22 protein-coding genes and 2 riboswitches are annotated in these 19860 nt (G+C 40.1%); of the genes, 9 read left to right on the top strand and 13 right to left on the bottom strand.

Annotated features, from left to right (window positions below):
* The gene (locus tag B0O44_RS10990) at positions 1 to 636 is read right to left on the bottom strand and encodes a GyrI-like domain-containing protein (protein WP_110830466.1); all 636 of its coding nucleotides are present in this window, start codon (positions 634 to 636) and stop codon (positions 1 to 3) included.
* 201 nt (positions 637 to 837) lie between these two features.
* Between B0O44_RS10990 and B0O44_RS10985 the strand changes: the two genes are divergently transcribed.
* Both B0O44_RS10985 and B0O44_RS24975 read left to right on the top strand, forming a co-directional pair.
* Positions 838 to 1026 carry a hypothetical protein gene (locus B0O44_RS10985; protein WP_110830193.1) on the top strand — a complete coding sequence of 63 codons (189 nt, stop codon included), beginning with the start codon at positions 838 to 840 and terminating at the stop codon, positions 1024 to 1026.
* Between the two features lie 152 nt (positions 1027 to 1178).
* The gene (locus tag B0O44_RS24975) at positions 1179 to 1352 is read left to right on the top strand and encodes a hypothetical protein (protein WP_170123313.1); all 174 of its coding nucleotides are present in this window, start codon (positions 1179 to 1181) and stop codon (positions 1350 to 1352) included.
* A gap of 16 nt (positions 1353 to 1368) precedes the next feature.
* Here the strand turns inward: B0O44_RS24975 and B0O44_RS10980 are convergent, their stop codons facing one another.
* Positions 1369 to 1749, bottom strand: coding sequence for a VOC family protein (locus tag B0O44_RS10980; protein WP_110830190.1), 381 nt, complete (start codon positions 1747 to 1749; stop codon positions 1369 to 1371).
* Between the two features lie 53 nt (positions 1750 to 1802).
* Positions 1803 to 2162, bottom strand: a complete 360-nt coding sequence (locus B0O44_RS10975) for a winged helix-turn-helix transcriptional regulator (RefSeq protein ID WP_110830188.1) — start codon at positions 2160 to 2162, stop codon at positions 1803 to 1805.
* A gap of 89 nt (positions 2163 to 2251) precedes the next feature.
* On the opposite strand from B0O44_RS10975, the gene B0O44_RS10970 reads away from it, so the two are divergent.
* A complete protein-coding gene (locus tag B0O44_RS10970; protein WP_110830185.1) occupies positions 2252 to 2782 on the top strand; it encodes an NAD(P)H-dependent oxidoreductase in 531 nt (176 codons plus the stop codon).
* Between the two features lie 122 nt (positions 2783 to 2904).
* Entirely contained in the window at positions 2905 to 3378 is a 474-nt protein-coding gene (locus B0O44_RS10965) for a hypothetical protein (protein ID WP_110830182.1), read from the top strand.
* A 35-nt stretch (positions 3379 to 3413) separates the two neighbouring features.
* Here the strand turns inward: B0O44_RS10965 and B0O44_RS10960 are convergent, their stop codons facing one another.
* From B0O44_RS10960 to metE, 3 genes are all read right to left on the bottom strand, one after another.
* A complete protein-coding gene (locus B0O44_RS10960; protein WP_110830180.1) occupies positions 3414 to 4856 on the bottom strand; it encodes a cation diffusion facilitator family transporter in 1443 nt (480 codons plus the stop codon).
* 123 nt (positions 4857 to 4979) lie between these two features.
* Complete coding sequence (locus B0O44_RS10955; RefSeq protein ID WP_110830177.1) at positions 4980 to 5336, bottom strand: hypothetical protein; 357 nt, start codon at positions 5334 to 5336, stop codon at positions 4980 to 4982.
* A gap of 144 nt (positions 5337 to 5480) precedes the next feature.
* Positions 5481 to 7787 (bottom strand): 5-methyltetrahydropteroyltriglutamate--homocysteine S-methyltransferase, encoded by a 2307-nt coding sequence (gene metE, locus B0O44_RS10950; protein ID WP_110830463.1) that lies wholly within the window; start codon positions 7785 to 7787, stop codon positions 5481 to 5483.
* 154 nt (positions 7788 to 7941) lie between these two features.
* A riboswitch (cobalamin riboswitch) is annotated at positions 7942 to 8131 on the bottom strand.
* 186 nt (positions 8132 to 8317) lie between these two features.
* On the opposite strand from metE, the gene B0O44_RS10945 reads away from it, so the two are divergent.
* The gene (locus B0O44_RS10945) at positions 8318 to 8779 is read left to right on the top strand and encodes an Lrp/AsnC family transcriptional regulator (RefSeq protein WP_110830175.1); all 462 of its coding nucleotides are present in this window, start codon (positions 8318 to 8320) and stop codon (positions 8777 to 8779) included.
* Between the two features lie 37 nt (positions 8780 to 8816).
* On the opposite strand, the gene B0O44_RS10940 is transcribed toward B0O44_RS10945, so the two are convergent.
* The 3 genes from B0O44_RS10940 to B0O44_RS10930 form a co-directional block, all read right to left on the bottom strand.
* A complete protein-coding gene (locus B0O44_RS10940) occupies positions 8817 to 9200 on the bottom strand; it encodes an acyl-CoA thioesterase (RefSeq protein ID WP_110830173.1) in 384 nt (127 codons plus the stop codon).
* A 189-nt stretch (positions 9201 to 9389) separates the two neighbouring features.
* Positions 9390 to 9581: riboswitch (cobalamin riboswitch) on the bottom strand.
* 142 nt (positions 9582 to 9723) lie between these two features.
* On the bottom strand, positions 9724 to 10404 hold the full coding sequence (locus B0O44_RS10935) for a LytR/AlgR family response regulator transcription factor (RefSeq protein ID WP_110830170.1): 681 nt from the start codon (positions 10402 to 10404) through the stop codon (positions 9724 to 9726).
* Complete coding sequence (locus B0O44_RS10930) at positions 10401 to 11096, bottom strand: sensor histidine kinase (protein WP_170123312.1); 696 nt, start codon at positions 11094 to 11096, stop codon at positions 10401 to 10403. Before B0O44_RS10930 ends, B0O44_RS10935 begins: the two co-directional genes overlap by 4 nt.
* A gap of 541 nt (positions 11097 to 11637) precedes the next feature.
* Between B0O44_RS10930 and B0O44_RS10925 the strand changes: the two genes are divergently transcribed.
* On the top strand, positions 11638 to 12792 hold the full coding sequence (locus tag B0O44_RS10925; RefSeq protein WP_170123311.1) for a TlpA family protein disulfide reductase: 1155 nt from the start codon (positions 11638 to 11640) through the stop codon (positions 12790 to 12792).
* Between the two features lie 59 nt (positions 12793 to 12851).
* On the opposite strand, the gene B0O44_RS10920 is transcribed toward B0O44_RS10925, so the two are convergent.
* From B0O44_RS10920 to B0O44_RS10910, 3 genes are read right to left on the bottom strand one after another with little or no spacing between them, the layout of a single operon-like run.
* Positions 12852 to 14441, bottom strand: a complete 1590-nt coding sequence (locus B0O44_RS10920) for an MFS transporter (protein WP_110830461.1) — start codon at positions 14439 to 14441, stop codon at positions 12852 to 12854.
* Entirely contained in the window at positions 14434 to 15495 is a 1062-nt protein-coding gene (locus B0O44_RS10915; RefSeq protein ID WP_110830162.1) for an HlyD family secretion protein, read from the bottom strand. The genes B0O44_RS10920 and B0O44_RS10915 overlap by 8 nt, the downstream gene beginning before the upstream one ends.
* A 10-nt stretch (positions 15496 to 15505) precedes the next feature.
* Positions 15506 to 16822, bottom strand: coding sequence for a TolC family protein (locus B0O44_RS10910; protein ID WP_110830159.1), 1317 nt, complete (start codon positions 16820 to 16822; stop codon positions 15506 to 15508).
* A 90-nt stretch (positions 16823 to 16912) separates the two neighbouring features.
* Here B0O44_RS10910 and B0O44_RS10905 point away from each other — a divergent pair, with 90 nt between their 5' ends.
* Positions 16913 to 17713 carry a helix-turn-helix transcriptional regulator gene (locus B0O44_RS10905; protein ID WP_110830157.1) on the top strand — a complete coding sequence of 267 codons (801 nt, stop codon included), beginning with the start codon at positions 16913 to 16915 and terminating at the stop codon, positions 17711 to 17713.
* A gap of 9 nt (positions 17714 to 17722) precedes the next feature.
* On the opposite strand, the gene B0O44_RS10900 is transcribed toward B0O44_RS10905, so the two are convergent.
* Positions 17723 to 18325 (bottom strand): TetR/AcrR family transcriptional regulator, encoded by a 603-nt coding sequence (locus B0O44_RS10900; RefSeq protein WP_170123310.1) that lies wholly within the window; start codon positions 18323 to 18325, stop codon positions 17723 to 17725.
* 128 nt (positions 18326 to 18453) lie between these two features.
* On the opposite strand from B0O44_RS10900, the gene B0O44_RS10895 reads away from it, so the two are divergent.
* Both B0O44_RS10895 and B0O44_RS10890 read left to right on the top strand, forming a co-directional pair.
* Positions 18454 to 18984 carry a dihydrofolate reductase family protein gene (locus B0O44_RS10895; protein WP_110830153.1) on the top strand — a complete coding sequence of 177 codons (531 nt, stop codon included), beginning with the start codon at positions 18454 to 18456 and terminating at the stop codon, positions 18982 to 18984.
* 94 nt (positions 18985 to 19078) lie between these two features.
* Positions 19079 to 19834, top strand: a complete 756-nt coding sequence (locus tag B0O44_RS10890; protein WP_110830151.1) for a hypothetical protein — start codon at positions 19079 to 19081, stop codon at positions 19832 to 19834.
* Positions 19835 to 19860: the final 26 nt, after the last annotated feature.

Here is a 19860-nt window from a genome sequence, read left to right as displayed (position 1 = left end):
TTACCGTCTATATTTGATTACAGGCTCTCTTAAAATCGTTTTCAATTTTAAGGGATCTGTTCTGTTAAAGTCAGATAAATAAATTTCGTGATGTAACCCATTTTTGCTCAGCTGGTTATTTTTCGAAAAAGCATCTATCCGCTCCAATGTTTCGGGCTCTGCAGAAAAAGGTCCAATATGAAGCGTTTGGATACACAAACCTTCGTCCATTTCGAACCATACAATTTCGTTTGCTGTTTTTATTCCTTTACGGGTAGCCACATTCTCAATAGCCTCCCCGAGTTCGGATGTTGTTATGTAATCAGGCATCCGGATCATTAAGCGATACTCCCACTCTTTTCGTGGAACCTTCTGAGCAGATTCAGACATAGAATAATGACCAAACTTTTGTTCATCAAACCACCACAACCCTTCCAGTTTGGATACCACAAAATCCTTCTCCTTTGTTTTACAAATAAACTTAATACCATAAGCGGTTGCATACAAAGCCCGTATTTTTTCCATAAATCCAGCATCAGAGGGATCTCCTTTTCCCCTAAGGGATACATATTGTGCCGGACCGGTATCTAACAACTGAGGGGCTATTTTTGCTGTAAAGTAATCCTTGTACTTCTTTGATAAATTTAATTTTTCCATCTTTTTTTTGTTTATCCTGTAAAATAGATACATCCCAGTGACAGCTTTATGGCAGTGTATTTTCTTTTTGATCAAGAACTGAACAAAATGAATGTTTAAACTTATAATTCTGTTTGCTATTTTCATACTGTACCCGCAGCGGCGGGTTCTGCAGGACGCTCTTAAAAATGTTAAATTCTAAATTCTCGCAAACAAACAACAATGAAGAACCTCAGTCCTGAAGAAAAATCTTCAACCCAAGGAAAAGATCCTGGTCCAAATCTTAAAGATCTTTCTGAAAAAAAAGAGTCCATACAAAGGCGCTTCGAGCTGGTAACCCAGAAATTAAATGAGCTCAAAGAAGCCTCAGACCGTTTACTGCACCCAAGAAAATGGCAAAAGAAACCTTAAAAACACAGGTATCAAACTATGTAATTTTACATTTACCCGGTATAATTCTGTTAAAAAATGTTAATCCAATTGTATTTTTAGATTAATCTAACTTATATTTACCTATCGTTTAGCCTCAGATAAAACCTGCAGAATAAACCAATACCGGAATTATGGAATATGCAATTCAATTACTAGAAAAAGAAAAGAAACTACTGGAAAGATCAGTAAAAGAAGAAGACCTGATGCATAAAAATATGCAACAGGCCACACAAAATTTAAAAAATATCGCCTCTATAAAAAGAGCAATTAAGCTTTTAAAGCTTAAGGCCCAGCAAGGCGCTTAATTTTACTTCACTCTGGTTACTCTCCTATGGGTTCCCAGAGTTCAATTACATTTCCTTCCGGGTCCAGTATATGAACGAACTTGCCATAATCATACTCTGAAATCTGGTCAACAATGGTCACATTGCTCTTTTTCAGTTCATCGACCAGTGCAACAATATTTTCTACGCGGTAATTAATCATAAACGGCTTATCGGAAGGCTTGAAATAGGTAGTATCTTTTGGAAAAGTACACCATGCTGTAGATCCGGTTTTTGAAGGGTCATCTGTATGTTTCCACTCAAAGGTAACGCCGTATTCACTTACAGGCAATCCAAGATTTTCGGCATACCATTCATTCATGCCTTTTGGATCTTCACATTTAAAAAATACGCCACCCAGGCCCGTTACTTTTTTCATATTTGATTGGGTTTAAAATAAAACAATATAAAAATAGCAGAAAAAACCAATTCCTAGCCTTTTAGATCCTTATGTTTTTGGCCCCATTTTTCAAGTTGTTTAATGATTGGCCGCAACTCGTATCCAATTGGAGTTAACTCGTATTCTACCCTTGGCGGCACTTCTGCAAACACTGTCCGCACCACGATTTTGTTTTCCTCCAGCTTTCGCAATTGAAGGGTAAGCATGCGCTCGGTAATGTTGGGTAATTTTTTTTTCAACTCCCCGAACCTAAGCTTTCCGGTTAATAACCAGGAGCAAATTACCAAAGCCCACTGTCCGCCAATAATGTTTGCCGCGTAAGCTTCTGAGCATTCGTCGGCCAATGTTTGTTTATTTGCAAAATTGGTAGATGTAGTTTTAATTTTAGACATTACTTACATTTTTTATAGTACATTACAATTGGTCGCTAATATACATAACAGCCTGTTATGCTATTAATTTTGTCAAAAAATATGATAAAATGAAAACCTTAGTTATTGTAATACATCCCGATCTTAAAAACTCAAAAGTCAACAAAAGATGGACTGAAGAATTGAAAAAATATCCGGAACAATATAAAATACACGACCTGTACCACAAGTATCCTGATGAAAAAATTGACGTATCCAAAGAGCAACAACTTCTGGAAGCCCATGACAAAATCGTCTTTCAGTTTCCGGTTTTCTGGCACAGCTGCCCATCATTTCTCAAAAAATGGATTGACGAAGTTTTCCTTCATGGCTGGGCTTATGGCAGTAAAAGCGGATACAAAATGTCGGGAAAAAAAATCGCACTGGCCATGTCGGCAGGCATTGACGAACACGAGTATGGTCCTAATGAAAAATACAGATATACTTTAGAAGAGTTAACACGCCCCTTAGCACTTACTTTCGAATACGTAAAAGCAGACTACCAGCCTTTGTTCGCCTATTACGGCATGGAATTCAACACTTCTACGGAATGGATTGAAAAAAGTGTTGGCCCATATGTGAATTTTCTGAATTCTTTATAAATAAAATGGCAGGTGATTAAACCTGCCATTTGTTTAGTATTCCGATTAGTGACAAGAAACCTAACCACTGTAGCATTTATAGCCGCACCATCGTTTACCCATCAACACATTAACAATTGGCTATGAAAAAACTAATAACAGCAGTCATTCTTGGCAGCACATTAACAGCATTTTTTTATTCCTGCTCAAAAAAGGAACGTATTATTTGTGCTGCAGATCCTGTTTCCACTTATGGGGCCTTCCGGATTGTAGACCAAAGCACCGGAACCGATCTCTTTTTTGCTGACCATCCAAAATATTCCTTAAAGGATATTTACGCCTTTAAGACTAAGGACCTGGCCAGACATGATACCATCAGACCCATCGTTTTTGGAAAAAAAGAAACTATTCAGGCATTTATTCTCCCATTAAATTTCACAAAATCAAGAGACACCTTAATACTTAAAATTGCAAATACCGCAGAAGATAAATTTATATATACCACTAAAAAGGCCACAAGCCAATGCAGCTTAAATGAATTGGATAAAATTTATTTAAACAATATTGAAGCCACCTATTTGAAGGATCAAAACGTGTACATCCTAAAGAAACCTTGAGCATTTTTTTTTAAGATGCTTACAAAACACCAAACCTATGTATTTATTTTATGAGTGGTCAGGTACCTCGACATCGGTTCGGGATCAATATGGACCCGCACTAAATTTGGAATGAGTTTTCGCAACGAACGTTCCAAATTGTGCATGGTTACATGGGCTTCTGCCAAGGGCGTTTGGTCATCCATTCCAATAACCAGCGTAACCACCAAACCTTCATCTGTCAATAAAACGTCCTGTAACCACACATGTTCATAATCCAAAATATTCGACAAAGCATCCCCTACTTGTTTGGCATCTTTTTCCCTTCTTATTGCGGGCTTGAGCATTTCATTTCTTGGTTCTATGTGAACCGCCACTTTTATCAATGGGCCAAGTTCCGAAAAAAGTTCCTGCTCCAGCATTTCCGATTTTTCATGGGCCTGAAACAAGCACAAACCATCTGGTAATTCCAGATCAAGTTCAATTCTAACCTCATCACTAACCATATACAGGTTTAAATTATGAATCCTTAAACTCAATCTTTCTGCGATTGCCCGTATTTTTGCGCTGTAAGGTTCATTTGCCAAAACAACCGGTTCGGGATGCACAATAACTTCGGCATCTCCATTGAACTGATCTATAATTGTCCTTTCAATTTCCTCTGTGAGCAGATGGACCTTTTCGAAAGTGAGGTCCCTGGAAGTTCCAACTGTGGTTTCGACATAAGTTTTATTACCCACTACCCTGGCCCTGAGGTTTACCGTACCCGGCATAACATCCGGTAAATTTTCAACCAGTTTCTGTAACCTGGGCGCCAGATCTTCCGGCACATCGTCCATTAAAGATTTTAAAGCTTGCCCACCAATACCAATTACCGATTTAAAAGCAATAACCACAACACCCAGGGCAGCAATGGCATCTGCCCTTTCAACCAGCCAAACCGGAAGGGGGATATATTTTGATAAAAAAATAAACAAAAGCCCAACTAAAACAGACAAAGCCCCCAGCATATCGTTACTAAAATGCTCTGCATCCGAGGCCAGGGCCTGGCTTTTATAATGTTTAGCTGCCTTTTTTAAAGACCGGACCCTTAAAAAATCAACCACAATACTGATCAGGATAATTGCAAATGACCATAGGGTCACTTCAGGAGCACCAGGTTCCCACAAGATTTTAACTATGGCATGGTAAAGGATAAAAAGAGCTGTTGCACCCAACAGGGCCATTCCGGCAAGTGCCCCCAGAGATTCTGCCCGTTCATGTCCATAAGGGTGGTTGGCATCAGGTGGCTTGGCACCTATCCTGACTGCAATAAAAGTTACTATTGTCGATAAAAGATCTAAAAGAGAATGCATGCCTTCGGCAATTAAGCCAAGACTTCCGGTTAAAACACCAATAATAAATTTAATGGTGGCCAGACTGGCACTGGCAATTATAGATATGGTGGTGATCTGCTGCTTACTCTGAACAGGCTGCCCGGCAGAAATGTTATCGTTCATGTGATTTCTTATTAAAAATGAGTTTTTTTTGTTTTTCAGCCATCTTGGTACCAGACCTAATACCGGTAAAAAACTGCTGCAAGGAATTACCCGTGGCCTGAAAAATTAAGGTAAAAAGGATTCTTACGTTAATTTTGGAGGCTGCCAGATTTTTCCCGAAAAACAAAGGGGGATCAATAAGAAATGCTCCTGTACTTTAACCTTTCTGTTTAAATCAAACAATTTAGGTTTAAATTCAAATTTGCAGGGCGCAGGGATATTGCTGAATACCCCGCTTGCAGCATGAATGTGTTTAAAGGGCAATTGCATATCCTGGGAACGATCATTGTCGTGATCATCCTCCTGACTGTAATGCATAGACAAAAACTTAGAAAAACTAAGTTTATGATCCCTTAACTGATGTTGATGATAGTGCACAATTAATACAGGCAGCTTTAAAAACTCCCGGACCGGTACCTGATCCTGTACAACGGCCATCATTAAAATGATTAGAATACATCGCTTCACCGATGCAAAAGTAGGCACTATTCGCAAAAAAACGAACTTTTAAATCAAAAGGCAGGCTTATCTTTTTTAGCCAGGGTAAAAATAAAACTGCGGGCCAACAAACCCGCAGGTTTACAATTAAATCACACCTTCTACACTGATCTGTTCCCTGGCCTGTTTGGCGGCAGCTACCATATTTTCGAGCGCAGCTTTTGTTTCGGGCCATTTACGGGTTTTAAGTCCGCAATCTGGATTTACCCAAAGGTTACGGGCAGGCAACAAATCGGCCGCTTTTGCCAAAAGGGAGGCCATTTCTTCGGTACCGGGTACACGCGGTGAATGGATGTCATACACTCCAGGACCAATTTCGTTTGGATACTCAAAATGTGCAAACGCCTGTAAAAGCTCCATTTGAGAACGGGAGGTTTCAATGGTAATTACATCGGCATCCATGGCAGCAATATGCTCAATGATGTTATTGAATTCGCTATAGCACATGTGTGTATGTATTTGCGTTTTGTCCTGTACACCACTTGCAGTAATGCGGAAAGCTTTTACCGCCCAGTCCAGGTAATGTGGGTGTTTGGATTTTCTTAAAGGCAGGCCTTCACGGATCGCTGCTTCATCAATCTGAACAATACCAATACCTGCTTTTTCCAGCGCCAACACCTCGTCACGAATGGCAAAAGCAATTTGGTTTGTGGTCACATCCCTTGGCTGATCGTCACGGACAAATGACCATTGCAAAATGGTCACAGGACCGGTTAACATCCCTTTCATTGGTTTTTCGGTTTGTGCAGCAGCAAATGTACTCCAACGCACAGTCATGTCTGCCGGACGGCTTACATCGCCGTAAATAACCGGGGGCTTTACGCAACGGCTTCCATAACTTTGAACCCATCCGTTTTTAGTAAACAGGAAACCATCGAGCTGCTCACCAAAATATTCCACCATATCGTTCCGCTCAAACTCGCCATGAACCAAAACATCCAAACCAATTTCTTCCTGCCAGCGAATGGTCTCCACAGTAGCCTGTTCAATTGCTTTTTCATATTGTTCTACTGTTAAATCACCTTTTTTAAACCTTGCACGTAACTGCCTGATGTCGTCTGTTTGAGGAAATGAGCCAATAGTGGTTGTCGGAAAAGAAGGTAAATTGAAACGTTCATGATGCAATTTCTGACGAACAGGGAAAGCGCTTTTCCGGGTTGCGTCGGCCTCAGTAATGGTTGCAAGACGGTCTTTTACAGCCTGCTTATGCACCTTTTGTGAGGACCTTCTGCTGTCAATGGCATTTTTGTTGGCCGCCAGTAAATCGTGATTTCCTTCACTGATTTGTTTTAATTCATTCAGCTCCTTTAATTTTTGTTTGGCAAATGCCATCCAGTTTTTAATTTCCGGATCGAGTGCAGTTTCCAGGTCCAGGTCAATCGGACTATGTAAAAGCGAGCAGGAAGGCGCAATAATTAGGTTACTGGCCCCAAGCTTCGCTACCGCTTTACCAATCAGGTTTAAAGACTTTTCGTAATCGTTTTTCCAAACATTACGCCCGTCAACAATCCCTAAGGAAAGCTGAAGTCCATCGGGGACCAGTTCGAGTATTTCATCAAGTTGCTCAGGGGCGCGCACCAGATCGACATGAAGCGCGGCTACGGGAAGGTTTACCGCCAGCTGGGTGTTGTCAAGCAAGGCATCAAAATAAGTGGCCACCAGCAGTTTAATACCACTCACACGATTGGCAATAGCCCTATAGGCATACTCAAAGGCTTCCTTTTCTTTTTTAGAAAGGTCAAGCCCCAGACAAGGCTCATCGAGCTGGATCCATTTGACCCCCTGCTGTCTTAAGCGGTTGATGATCTCGACATAAACGGGCACCAGTTTTTTTATCAGATCGACCCTTTCAAATCCCGCCTCTTTCTCTTTACCCAACAGCAAATAACTCACCGGCCCAAGCAGTACCGGCTTGGCCTTTTCCCCAAGTTTTAATTTTGCACTGTTGTACTCACTAAATATGTTTTCATTAAAAATTCTGAATTCCTGAGCCGCGGTAAATTCGGGCACAATGTAATGGTAATTGGTATCCAGCCATTTGGTCATTTCCATTGCTGTAATGTCCAGGCCATCCTTCTGGTAACCCCGTGCCATTGCAAAGTAAAGGTCAACCTCGCTGTTGGATTTAATTTGTGAAAGTATCGGTGAATAGCGCTGGGGAATCGCCCCCAAAAGTAAACTGGTGTCCAGCACCTGGTCATAGAGACTAAAATCATTGCATGGAATCAGGTCGATACCGGCCTCGAGTTGTGTCTGCCAGTTTTCTTCTTTTATTTTTCGGGCAACCAGGTTAAGTTCAGCCAGATCAATTTTCCCTGCCCAATATTGTTCGCAGGCTTTTTTCAGTTGTCTTTGGTTACCAATTCGCGGGTAGCCGAGGTTTTGCGTTTGCATTTCTTTAAAAGATTTAATTAAAAAAACTGTTAACATTGCTTTTAAAAACTTCACAACGTTCCGCAAAAAAACAGGCATACAGAGGCATCCGGACAGCCATACCATCCTTCTAAAAAACCATCAGATCAGACCATTTGCTCTATTTCGCGAAAGCATCGTCCTTCCGGAACAGGCAGGTCTCCTGACTTGTAACATTTTAGCCATCCTTCCCATCTGTGCATTACAGACAGTGGACATGTGCGGCTAAAACTTTTGCGTTACTTACAGTTGCGCGACAGTCCGTGATTTTCACACGGTTCCCTTTTAATTCCGGTTTCCCGGAAACCTTTTCCAGTCGATAAAGTTAAAGTAAAGAACTATCGTTTTTATTTAGCCCACCAACAGGACTAAATTCTAAACAAAGGTACGTATGCAGATTTTAAAACTTATTTAACCCCAATAAATAAGCATAAATAACTTTTTAAGCAATCAACATAAGCATATTATGCTTACAACTACTTATTTTAGCCTTCGCTAAAGAAAATTATTCTATGGATCAACTGGACGACACCGATTTATTGCTGCTTAAAATATTAGGCAACAATTCAAACTATACCATAAAAGAGCTCGCAGCCAAAGTAAAACTATCACCATCCCCTGTTTTTGAGCGGGTAAAAAGACTGGAAAGCAATGGATACATTAAAAAGTATATTGCCATACTGGATGCCGAAAAATTCAATCAGGGGTTTATTGTTTTTTGCAACATTAAGCTCAAAGAACACGACAGGAAAATAGGCCACCGTTTTGTGGAGGATATTTTAAAAATCGATGAAGTAGTGGAATGTTATAACATTTCGGGCGATTTCGATTTTTTATTAAAAGTTTATGCAAAAGACATGAAACACTATCAGGACTTTGTTTTCAATAAACTGGGTTCTGTAAAAAGCATTGGAAGTACCCACAGTACTTTTGCCATGGCAGAAATAAAAAACACTTACAACATCAGTTTCTAATCATGACCCGGCTGTATGGCCGGGTCATGATTGTGGTTTAACAAACCGGAACAGGCTTGCTGTTTTGGTCAATTGCCACTAAAGTAAAAGTCCCGCCAACCACCTTTTCCCTGAATTCTTCATTCATTTTTTCCAGGTAAACTTCCACCCGAACTTCAATACTGGTATTGCCAATACGCGCCACCCGTCCAACCAGTTCAACCAAAGTCCCAGCCGGAATGGGTTTTGTAAAATCAATTTTACCACTACTCACCAGCACAAAATCTTTTCTGCTAAACCGGGTTGCAGTCATGAAGGCCGTTTCGGTCATCATCATTAATATTCTTCCACCAAACATCGTATTATGATGATTGGTGGTTTCAGGAAAGACGACTTTAAAAGCACGTGTTTCAGATTGATCAATTTTTTCTTCTGTTGTCACTTGACATTCCCTCTAATTAGATTATTTAGTTAAAAGTTCTTCGATTTTAACACAATGCTACTGACAGGAAAATTTTAAGAAAGGAAAGATGAATACAAATGCACAGCAACGCATAACCCCATCATCAGGGACGCGTTTTCCATGTAAAAATAAACATCTGTCAGACTAAAAGCTTCGAATCGCGAAAGCATTGTCCATTAGAAAGAGGCAGGTCTCCTGACTTGTAACAGTTTTCATCCTCCTTCCCATTCCAGATACAGAACAGTGGACATATATTGATGAAAACCCTTTTAGTTACTTACAGTTGCGCGACAGTTCGTGATTTACACACGATTCCCTATTAATTTACAATAAAGTAAAACCATTTCCTTTTGATGTAATATGCAAAGAACTACTTTGCAATGTAAAAAATAAAACCAAATAAAATTAGCCCAACTCTGTTAAATTATATGGTTTTATTTTACGAGCAGCGCATCTTATACCTCAAAAGTGGCCTTTACTGTTAAATGAGCCAATATGGTGCTCAAACACCCAGGTTTAAAATATCCTTTCTGTAATTTGTACCAATAGGAATTTCAACCTGGTTAATGTGAATTTTACTTTTTCCAATGCTCCCGATGTAATTTGTATTGATCAGATAAGAACGATGAACCCTGATGAATTGATTTTCCGGTAACAGGTCGCACAAATATTTCATAGTCATGTGCACCATTAAATTACCATTTCGGGTATACAACATCATATAATCTTTTATCGACTGCACATAAAAAATATCATTGTGCAAAACTTTCAGAAGTTGTCCTGATACTTTAAAATAAGTATAGGCTTTTATTTGCTCCTTCACCTCAAGCTGTGGCAATTTAAATAACTTTTCGAGGCTTTTCTGGAAGCGCTCAATGGTAATGGGTTTCAACAGGTAATCCACTGCATCCAGCTCGTAACTGTTTACCGCATACTCCGAAAAAGCAGTTGTAAATATTACAGCAGGTGGGTTTTTTAGTGATTTAAGAAAATCAATCCCGTTTAAGGCCGGCATTCTGATGTCTAAAAACAAAACATCTATTTGCTGTTGGTGCAACACTTCAAAGGCCTCAAAAGCAGTACTGCATTTTTTCACCAAAAATAGTTTTTCATGGTCATTCACATAACCTTCTAAAATATCCTGGGCCAATGGCTCATCGTCTACAATCAGGCAATTGATCATTTTAATTTCAATGTTAGGTTTACGTGATAAACATCTTCATGGTCTGAGACTTCCAGTTTATGTTTACCGGGATATAGAATCTGCAGTCTCTTGTTCAAATTTTCCAGGCCGATTCCTCCTTTAGCCTTTTTGTGCCCTGCAATACTATTGCTCACTTCAAAACTCAGTTCGTTTTCCGATTCACAGACAATTATTTTCACAAAGCCATTCACCAGTTCATCTTCAATCCCATGTTTAAAAGCATTTTCTATAAAAGGCAATAACAACAGCGGACTGATTTTGCTTTCGGCAGTAATTCCCTGCGTATCAAAATCAATATTTATGGCACTGCGATAACGTATGCGCTCTACCTCTACATAATTTTGTATAAATGCAATTTCATCCTGTAAGGACACCAGCTTATCGTTCGTATGGTACAAAATATAACGCATCATTTCTGCCAGCTTTGCAATTAAAGGGGCTGTTTCTTTAGCCTGCTTTAGGGCAAGGCTATAAATATTGTTCAAGGTGTTAAAAAAGAAATGAGGGTGCAGCTGTGCTTTTAAGTATTTAATTTCCGACATCAGCTGCTGTTCTTTTAATACTTTCATTTGTTCGTTCTGCTGATCGGAGTAGATAAAATAAGCCAGACAACTGACCGCCAACCATTCTTTAAAAATGTAAGCAAAACTATAACCAATTGATTTTGACATATAAGCCTTATAGGCAAAGTCGCGGTTTTCTTTGGATATAAAACTTAAGTGATAAAATAAAAAATCAGTCGCTTTTTGGAATATAGAATAACAGAATAAAAACAGAACAATCAACAGCAGGAACTGTAATAACCGTTTCGTTTTTAAATACTGCCTAACAATTTTATAAAAAAAAGAATAAGCAATAATGTTCACCGTACCATAAAGTATAGAATATTCTATTTCCTTAGCCGCAATTCCAGTAATTTTTCTTTCCCAAAAATTATATTCTAAATCGGTTAAAAACCTAAAAACATAGAAATAAACAATAAAAAAAAGGAGCTCTATTTTAAAGTATTTTGTAAACCTAAACAATGCCATGTCCTAAAAGTAAAAATTAATTGCAACGCTAAATTCTTTACCACATGCTTTTCGACTAAAATTCATTTTTTTTCGACCAATACAATTTTGCTGTAACTCGTCGAATAAATTAAACCTCAGTCTAATAGTTCAAAAAATTAATATGGTACTGGGTAGTTTTGAACAAATCAAACTAAACATTATGAAACGACATTCGACCATTTTAGTCCTGCTGTTACTTTTAAGTGCATCCTCATTTTGCAAAGAGAAAAATGAAGCTGAAAAAATACTTCAAAAAACCAGTGAAACCTTAAACAGGTTAAAAGTCATTTCCTATTCAAGCTACCGGGAAATTAATAATTTTGCGGACAATTATTTTGCGAAGAACAGCGGTGATTCTTACTTTGAATACAACAACAGTAATGTAGCCAGGTTTCAAATGCGTTCGACAGATTATTTGCAAGTCTATAACGGAAATGAATACTTTTTGCTGGACCATAAAGACAAAACCATTGAACTGGAAAAAAAGACCATCCAGCAGATCAAAGGCCTGTCCCTGCTTTACAATTCTATAGCCGCTTTGCGCATTGCCCTCCCGTTAATTCTGGCCGAAAACAGCCCAAAATCTATAAAAGACACTTTAATTGAAGGTAAAACCTATCATTTGGTACGCTTTGAGCTGCACAAAAAATCAATTGAATTTCCCGAAGGGATTTCCACTTTTGATGCCGAGGTCACCAAGTACTACAAATTAGTTATTGATCAGCACACGGCATTGCCTTACATGCTTTTTGACAGCAACAGCATTAACAAAGACCAGTATTATACCAAAACCATTTTTACAAAAATTAATACAAAACCAGCAGCACCCGAAAAAAAAACCTGGAATTCCTTTAACTATAAAAGCTATAAACCTTACAAAAAGCCCTTACGCAATCCTGTTGCCGCTGTGGGCGCCACCTTTCCAAAATGGTCATTGCCTAAATTTGATTTGAAGCAGCAGGACACTCTAAAATCAACCGATGTTCAGGATAAAATTGTATTAATGGAATTCTGGATCAAAGACTGTGGCTATTGCATGGAGGCTTTTTCGGGGCTTAAAGATTTACAACAGAAGTATGGAAAAAACATCGAAATTTTAAGCATTAATGCCCATGAAAAAAAAGAGGATGTCGGCTTTTTTTACAAAAGAGAAAAACCCGGCTATACCATGCTTTATAACGGAGAAAAACTGGCTGGTAAGCTCGGGATTTATGGCTATCCACATGTCATTATACTTAACAAAACAGGAACGGTGATCTATTCTTCTGAGTTTGACAAAGAGAAAATTGAAGGGGTCATCAGCAAAGTATTGTAATTTAAACGGGGTTCATCAAAGAGCGTTTTTCCTTTCAGAAAAACGCTCTTTTAACTTCACTAATAGGGTATAAACCTTTTTCTGAAAGAAATGACCACCTTTTTAGCCTGCGGCACAAACAATATGGCCAAAATTAAAATGACCATTGCCCAAATTACAGCAGCATAATAATCCATTGACGCCCGCAGGGAAACCTGCCCGGCAACCACTTTACTCAAAACACCTGAGGATAAATCCTTTACCGTTTTTGCATCCTGCCCGCCCATGGCAATGCTGCGCTGTATGCGCGACATGGTTTCACCCATTGCGGGGTTCAGCTCGGTAATGTTTGCCCTAAACCGATTGTAATGCGTACTCCTGTTATACAACTGAAAATAATTGGCCACTGAAATACTGGTACAAAAACCTATAAAACGAAAACCAATACCCAAAAACGAAACCGAACCCGCCATTGGTGCCGGAACCGACGACACGGTAAACAAAACAATAGGCACAAATAAAGCCCCGGATCCCAGGCCCTGTAAAAAGAAAGGCACAAAAAAATCACTGGTCGAAGAGACGCTCGAAAAAAGAAAATACATCTGTACGTGATACCATAAAAGACAGGAAAAACCAGCAATTAGAATTTCCTTTACAGATGTCCCATAAAGAACAAACCTCGAGGAAATAAACATCCCCAAAACAATTCCAATGATGTTAATTATCCAAATCGGTGTAAGGTGAACCGGGTCTATACCCAGTATGCCCTGCAAATATGCATAAGCAAAACCAGTTGTCCCTTTGAAAAAATAATAAGCCACCAGCAGCAATAAACCGTTTCTGAAATTCACAAAACTGAACAACCTTAAATTTACAAAGGGCCTTTTTAAATGAAACTGCCTCACAATAAACAAGGCTGCTGCAGCCAGGATGACCAGGCAAAGGTTAACAATTTGCGGACTATCCAACCAGTTCAGCTGCTGCCCGTATACAAAAACATAACCAGCTGCACAGAAAATAATGGTGTAAAAAATATAACTCACCCAATCGAGCTGATACAAGGGAAACTTTTTTCTAAAACGCACATTATTGGTAATGAGCAGCAGCAGCACTACCCCAGGTACTTCCAGAACAATTAAAGTGTAAAACAACATGTTGAAATTAAAATAATACAGCAGCCAGCTGCACAACAGCGCACAGCCCGGAATTGACACCTGCAAGGCACCATAAAAAATAGAATATCCTATTGTTTTTGCACGCGCAGAATGCAGCCTGGGAAAAATCAAATTCATACAGATGCTGCAGAATGATGCACATACCGCACCCTGAATAAAGCGGCAAACCATAAAAACTGCAATATTTTTGGTTAAAGCACAAATCAGGTAAGTAATGGTGTTCAGGGTGATGCCCAGGATAAAGTATTTTCTAGGGGTAAAATATTTTACAAAACGATCATCCACAGGCAAAATGGTCACCAGTGTTGCGTACATCATTACACTCGAATATTGCACATCGGCAGGTTCCATACCATAATAACCGGCCGTTTCGGCAGTATTACTGAAATAAAGTGCAAATACAGCCAAGGCAGGCAAAAGCACCAGAAAAATGGTCGACCGGATGAGCCATTCAGGGGCCCAGGTTTTAAACATGGGTAATTGACTATTACTCATAGCTTTCTTTTTTAATGGATACATTGGCATTCATTCCAGCCGATAACCCGGCAATTTTTGCGTCCTGGTCGGTGAGTTTAATGCGGATGGGGATCCGTTGTATAATTTTCACAAAATTTCCGGTGGCATTATCCGGTGGCAACAAAGAATATCTGGAACCTGTTGCCGGGGAAACAGACTCTATTTCACCATTAAATTTGGCATCCGGAAAAGCATCAACCGTTACCAATGCCTTTTGTCCGGTTTTAAACTGACCGATCTGGGTTTCTTTGAAATTGGCAACAATCCATTTCCCCCCCTGCTGGTTAATGATAAATGTCATGGTCTGTCCGGCCTGCACCAATTGTCCTTCCTGAATGATCTTTTTACCCACTTTTCCTTTATAGGGTGCAGTAATCACCGTATAACCCAGCTCGAGTTTGTTCCGGCCCAGCATAAACTGACGCCTTCTGATTTCGGCCAACACAGATAGTTTCTGTGCCTCCACATCTTTAATTTTTGACAAGGCTGCTTTATAGGCATTCACCGTGGCCTGGTGCTCTGAAACCGCAATGTCCAATGCCGTTTTTACATTGTCAAAATGCTGCCGGGTGGTCGACTCTTCTTTAAGTAAGTTTTGATAACGTTTAAACTCCTGCTGCTGCCTGATCATTTTAGCCTTTGCCGCATCAATTTGCGATAAGGCCACCTGGGCATTACTTTTCAGCGTAGCAATGTTTGCTTCCAGAATACCGGTTTGTGACCTGGCATTTTCCAATGCAGCTTCTGCTTCGTCTTGCTGCATACGGTATTCACTGTTGTCAATAAGCAGTAAAGTATCTCCCTGATTGACCTGCTGGTTTTCTGTGAAACAGATTTTTTTTATGTAGCCCCCAACTTTTGTATTGATCGGATTTACATATTCTTCAACCTGCGCATCGTTGGTCCGTTCGTACTTTAACATGGCCATAATCAGGCTAATGCCCCATATACTTAAGGCGCATAACACCCCAATGCCAATCACTTTGGTCGTTCCAACAACGATTTTATCTATTTTATTTGGTGTCGTATTCATTTTATTGCGTTTAAATTTTTCCTGTTATTTTTTGTAACTGATAGAACTGAACCTGCGCCCTTACCTGTGCTGAAGTCAGGTCGAACTTCGATTGAAGAAGCTGCGTTTCTGCATCCAGAAGATCCGTTAAGAGCGATTGCTGGTTGAAATAACTGTTCTTTAAAATCCTTAGCGTTTCGCTTGCCTGTACAATATTTTTCTTTGCAATTTCAATCCGTTCCAATGCTTCGGTATAATGCAAGTAGGCTGCCCGTACCCCATTTCTAATTTCGTCTTGTTTAATTTCATGCTGCACAACCTGCTGATCCCTTTTTATGGCGGCAGCTTCTTTTTTATACCTGTTTAAATAAAAACCCGAAATGGGCATGGTTACTTTTACGCCTGCCTGTCCGAATGAAAAAAGCGCATCGGCATAAGGATAAAACTGGCTTTGAGGATAAGTATATCCATAGGAGCTAAACAAGTTTACTCTTGGCAAAACATTCGACTTCACCTGCTTCAGGTTTAAATTACTTAAGGCCACTGCATTTTCCGAAAGCCTAAATTCAAAGGCATTTTGGTAAGCAATGGACAGATAATCCTCGTAACTTAAAGCATAGGGCTGCGGTATTTCAATATTGTTCACCAAAGGCGTTAATGGTGCCGCATCGGGACGCCCCATAATGATGTTTAACTGTTGAACCGACAATAAAATATTGTTTTCTATTTCTGTAAGCAGCATTTTTTGGTTAGATATTTTGAGCTCCGCACGCAACAGGTCACTTTTCAATACCGTTCCATTTTTATATAAACTGCCAATTTCTGTCAACTGCTTTTCTTCGGAAGCAATTTCCTGTATGGTCAGTTTTTTGAACTGCAGATTTCTTATAAGCTCATAGAAGTACGAAGCACTTTTAAATTTCAGTTCTGCCAGAGAAAGTCCCTGCAAGTTCAGTGCGGCCTCGAGCTCTACTTTTTTAATGCTAATTTCCCGGCTGGTTTTTCCGCCCCGGTACAGGTTAAGGGAAGCTTCCGCACCCACGCTGTACGACTGGCCAATAACCGGGGTAACCTGGGGGCTGTGAAAAATGCCGTTTTTATAAACCGGCATATTGGTTAGCCTGGAATAGGAACCACTTGCATTAATTTCAGGGAGCCTTTCGGCCTTTGCGTCTTTCAGCAGCGCCTGGCTCCGTCCGGTTTCCAGCTTACTTAACTTTAATTCCTTGTTGTATTCTTTTGCTTTTCCCCAAACCTGGTTTAAAGTAAACAGGCTGTCCTGGGCATTTACCAGTGGACCATAAAGCAGTAGTCCAAAAAAATATACGATTGCTAATTGATGTCTCATTTTTGATTTTAATGATGCACCACAAAATTATCCCGCCGTTCATTTAAAGGTTTTATATAATGAGCCAATATTTTACTTATTTTGGCCATCATGAATTTGCTCAAAAAGTTTGAAGAAGAAATTGACCTTCATCAGGATGCGATTTACATTATGAAGGAACAGCTGGAACATCGTTTTCCGGCGCACAAGCACAATAAAGGACAGCTTTTATTGGTTTCGGGGGGCATCGCTTACCTGAAAACCCTGGAGAAAGAATATTACATTCCCTCCCAGCATTACGTATGGATTCCTAAAGGCATGGTGCACAATGTAAAATTCAACACCGGTGAGCTGACCATTTTAAACATTTATTTTGCAGATGAACCCACCCAGGCACACCAGCTTTACGAAGAACTGGGTATTTATCCGGTCAGCAGTTTACTTCGTGAAATGATCAGTTTTTCTGAAAACTGGCAGGGCTTAATTTTTCCCGGAAGCTGGGAATACGAATTTCTGAGTACCATGAAACATTTGCTGGCACATTCTCCGGGCAAAAAGTTTTCTATACTTTTGCCCACTACAGAAGAGAAACGTTTACAGGAAATAACCACCTATTTACATGAACGCCTGCAGGAGCCTTTAACCTTGCCCCTGGTTGCCCTACAGTTTAGCATTAGTGTAAGAAACCTGACCCGCCTGTTTCAGCAGCACCTGAACATTTCATTTCTTCAATACCTTAAAATGCTCCGTATGATCAAAGCCATGGAGCTGTTAATGGGTACAGAAAAAAATATAAGTGAAGTGGCCTACCAGGTTGGTTATTCCAGTATTGCAGCCTTTAGCAATACTTTTCAGCAACTGGTCAATATGCGGCCAAGTGATTTCCAAAAGGTGACGACAACGAGCAGGTAAACCCAAAGCTCAGGAAAGTTCAATGGTATGGATAATCCCGCCAATGGCCCTTTTTAACACCATATCGTTCATGGCAGGATCAATATTTTTATAATAGCGGTTCAACGCCACCAGCCCGTGAACAAAAGAAATACAAACGAGGTAATTGCACCTGAAGGTTTCTTCGGTAAATGGCTTTCCTTTAACCAGGCCCTGCATTTCTTCCCTAAACAGGCCCATAAATGTAGCCAGGGCAGGGAAAGCCTCGCCAACGTCGGCCACCCCCGTACCAACCTGGTACATCAGCTGATACAATTCATTCTCTTTGGTTGCAAAAAGAAGATAGGCCATTAGCATGGCTTCCATTCTGTCGTGCGGCTCGGTTACTGTGGCAAGCTTTTGTTTCATACAATCCATTAGCATGGAAAAACCTTCCCTGGAGAGTTCAATTAAAACGGCTTCTTTATTTAAAAAATAAGAATATATAATGGCTGTGCTGTATTCTATTTTATCGGCAATTTTCCGGATGCTCAGTGCATCGTAGCCCTCCTGCTTAATGATGGTCATTGCCGCATCAAGAATATCCTGATAGACCTTAGCTTTTAAACGCTCAATCCGCTCTTTGCTACCCATATTTGGTTTTAGTTTGACTAGGGTAAAGATAGTTTTTTTGCTAAAGACATCCATTCTGACTGCAATAACCTTTGTATCTTTTTTGGTAACAATTGTATATTCGTTTAAAATTTTAACCTATACCTATTATGCGAAAATTAATACTGGGACTGGCCGTAACCCTGGATGGATATATTGAAGGACCAAATGGCGAGTACGATTGGTGCTTTACCGATCAGGATTATGGCCTCAATGAATTTTTCAATCGCATAGACGCTATTTTTATTGGCCGAAAAAGCTACGAAATAGCACTGAAGCATGCCCAGAACCCCAATGACGGCATGATTCCCGGCATGCCTGCAGTAACCGAATATGTATTTTCCAATACCTTAAAATCGGTAAAGGAAGGCGCTAAACTGATATCCGGTGACAGTATTGCACAGGCGAAAAACATAAAAGAGCAGCCCGGCAAAGACATCTGGTTGTTTGGCGGGGCATCACTTACAGAAGCCTTAATGAAAGCCGGCCTGGTGGATGAATTGTGGATGTCTGTACATCCAGTGCTGCTGGGTAGCGGAAAGCCCTTATTTCACAACAATGATAACCGTACCGCACTGACCCTGCTGGAAAGTAAAACTTATGAAACCGGACTGGTTTCCCTGCGTTACCGCATAGATTAAACCAACAAAACCTACTGGTTTCCAAGTATTTTAACCCTTTAAATGCAACTTCTTCAACACCGCCTTGTCCCATGTTTAAACTAAAACCAAGACAATGGAAAAAGAGTTACTTATCCGGCTGCAACAACTGGAACAAAAACACCGCAAACTCAAGTTTGCATTTATAACCTGTTTAGGCTTTGCTTTTATAGGCATAGCAGGCCTTTCTTTTAAAAAAGAAGATAAATTTGACATCATCAGGGCAAAAGGTATAGTAATTGAAGACAGCCTGGGTAAAGACCGCATTCTAATCGGGGCTCCAATTCCATTTTCTAAAGACAGGGTACGAACCGATACCGCTTTAGTCCGCAAATACTGGTCGGCCAAAATGTATAAAAAGAATCCCGACCAGTATATGAAGTGGTATCGCAATTATGTTCACAGTGCGGTAGGCGTTGTGGTGATGAACGAAAATGGCTTTGACCGGGTACAGTTTGGTGAAAAGCTATCCGATCCTAACGTGGGCCATCGCATCTTCGAGTTTTCGGGCATATCCTGGAATGACAGCATGGGGCTTGAACTGGGGGGCGCCGGGGTAAATTCTTCAGCGGATGGCAAAGCCAGAGCAGTCGTAGGACTTGACGACTCTGAAGGCGAAGCAGTGCACCTAATGGCTGGTGACAACAACACCAAAGGGCTTTTTATTAAAGGTAAACATGGAGAACTGATGATTGGAATGGCCAAACCAGATACTCAGTTTTTTAAAAGCAAAGAGAACTTTACAGGCGTTAAATACTTTGATAAAACAGGCAAATTGGTCTGGGAACAGCAAATGATGAAACCCGATAGTATGACCAAAAAAAACAGATAAACTGCTGAAATTGTGCAATGACTTAT

Origin of the sequence: Pedobacter nutrimenti, from assembly GCF_003208655.1 — a bacterium.
GTDB lineage: Bacteria > Bacteroidota > Bacteroidia > Sphingobacteriales > Sphingobacteriaceae > Pedobacter > Pedobacter nutrimenti.
Note: the sequence above shows the minus strand (reverse complement) of the source record. Positions and strands in the feature narration are given on the sequence as shown.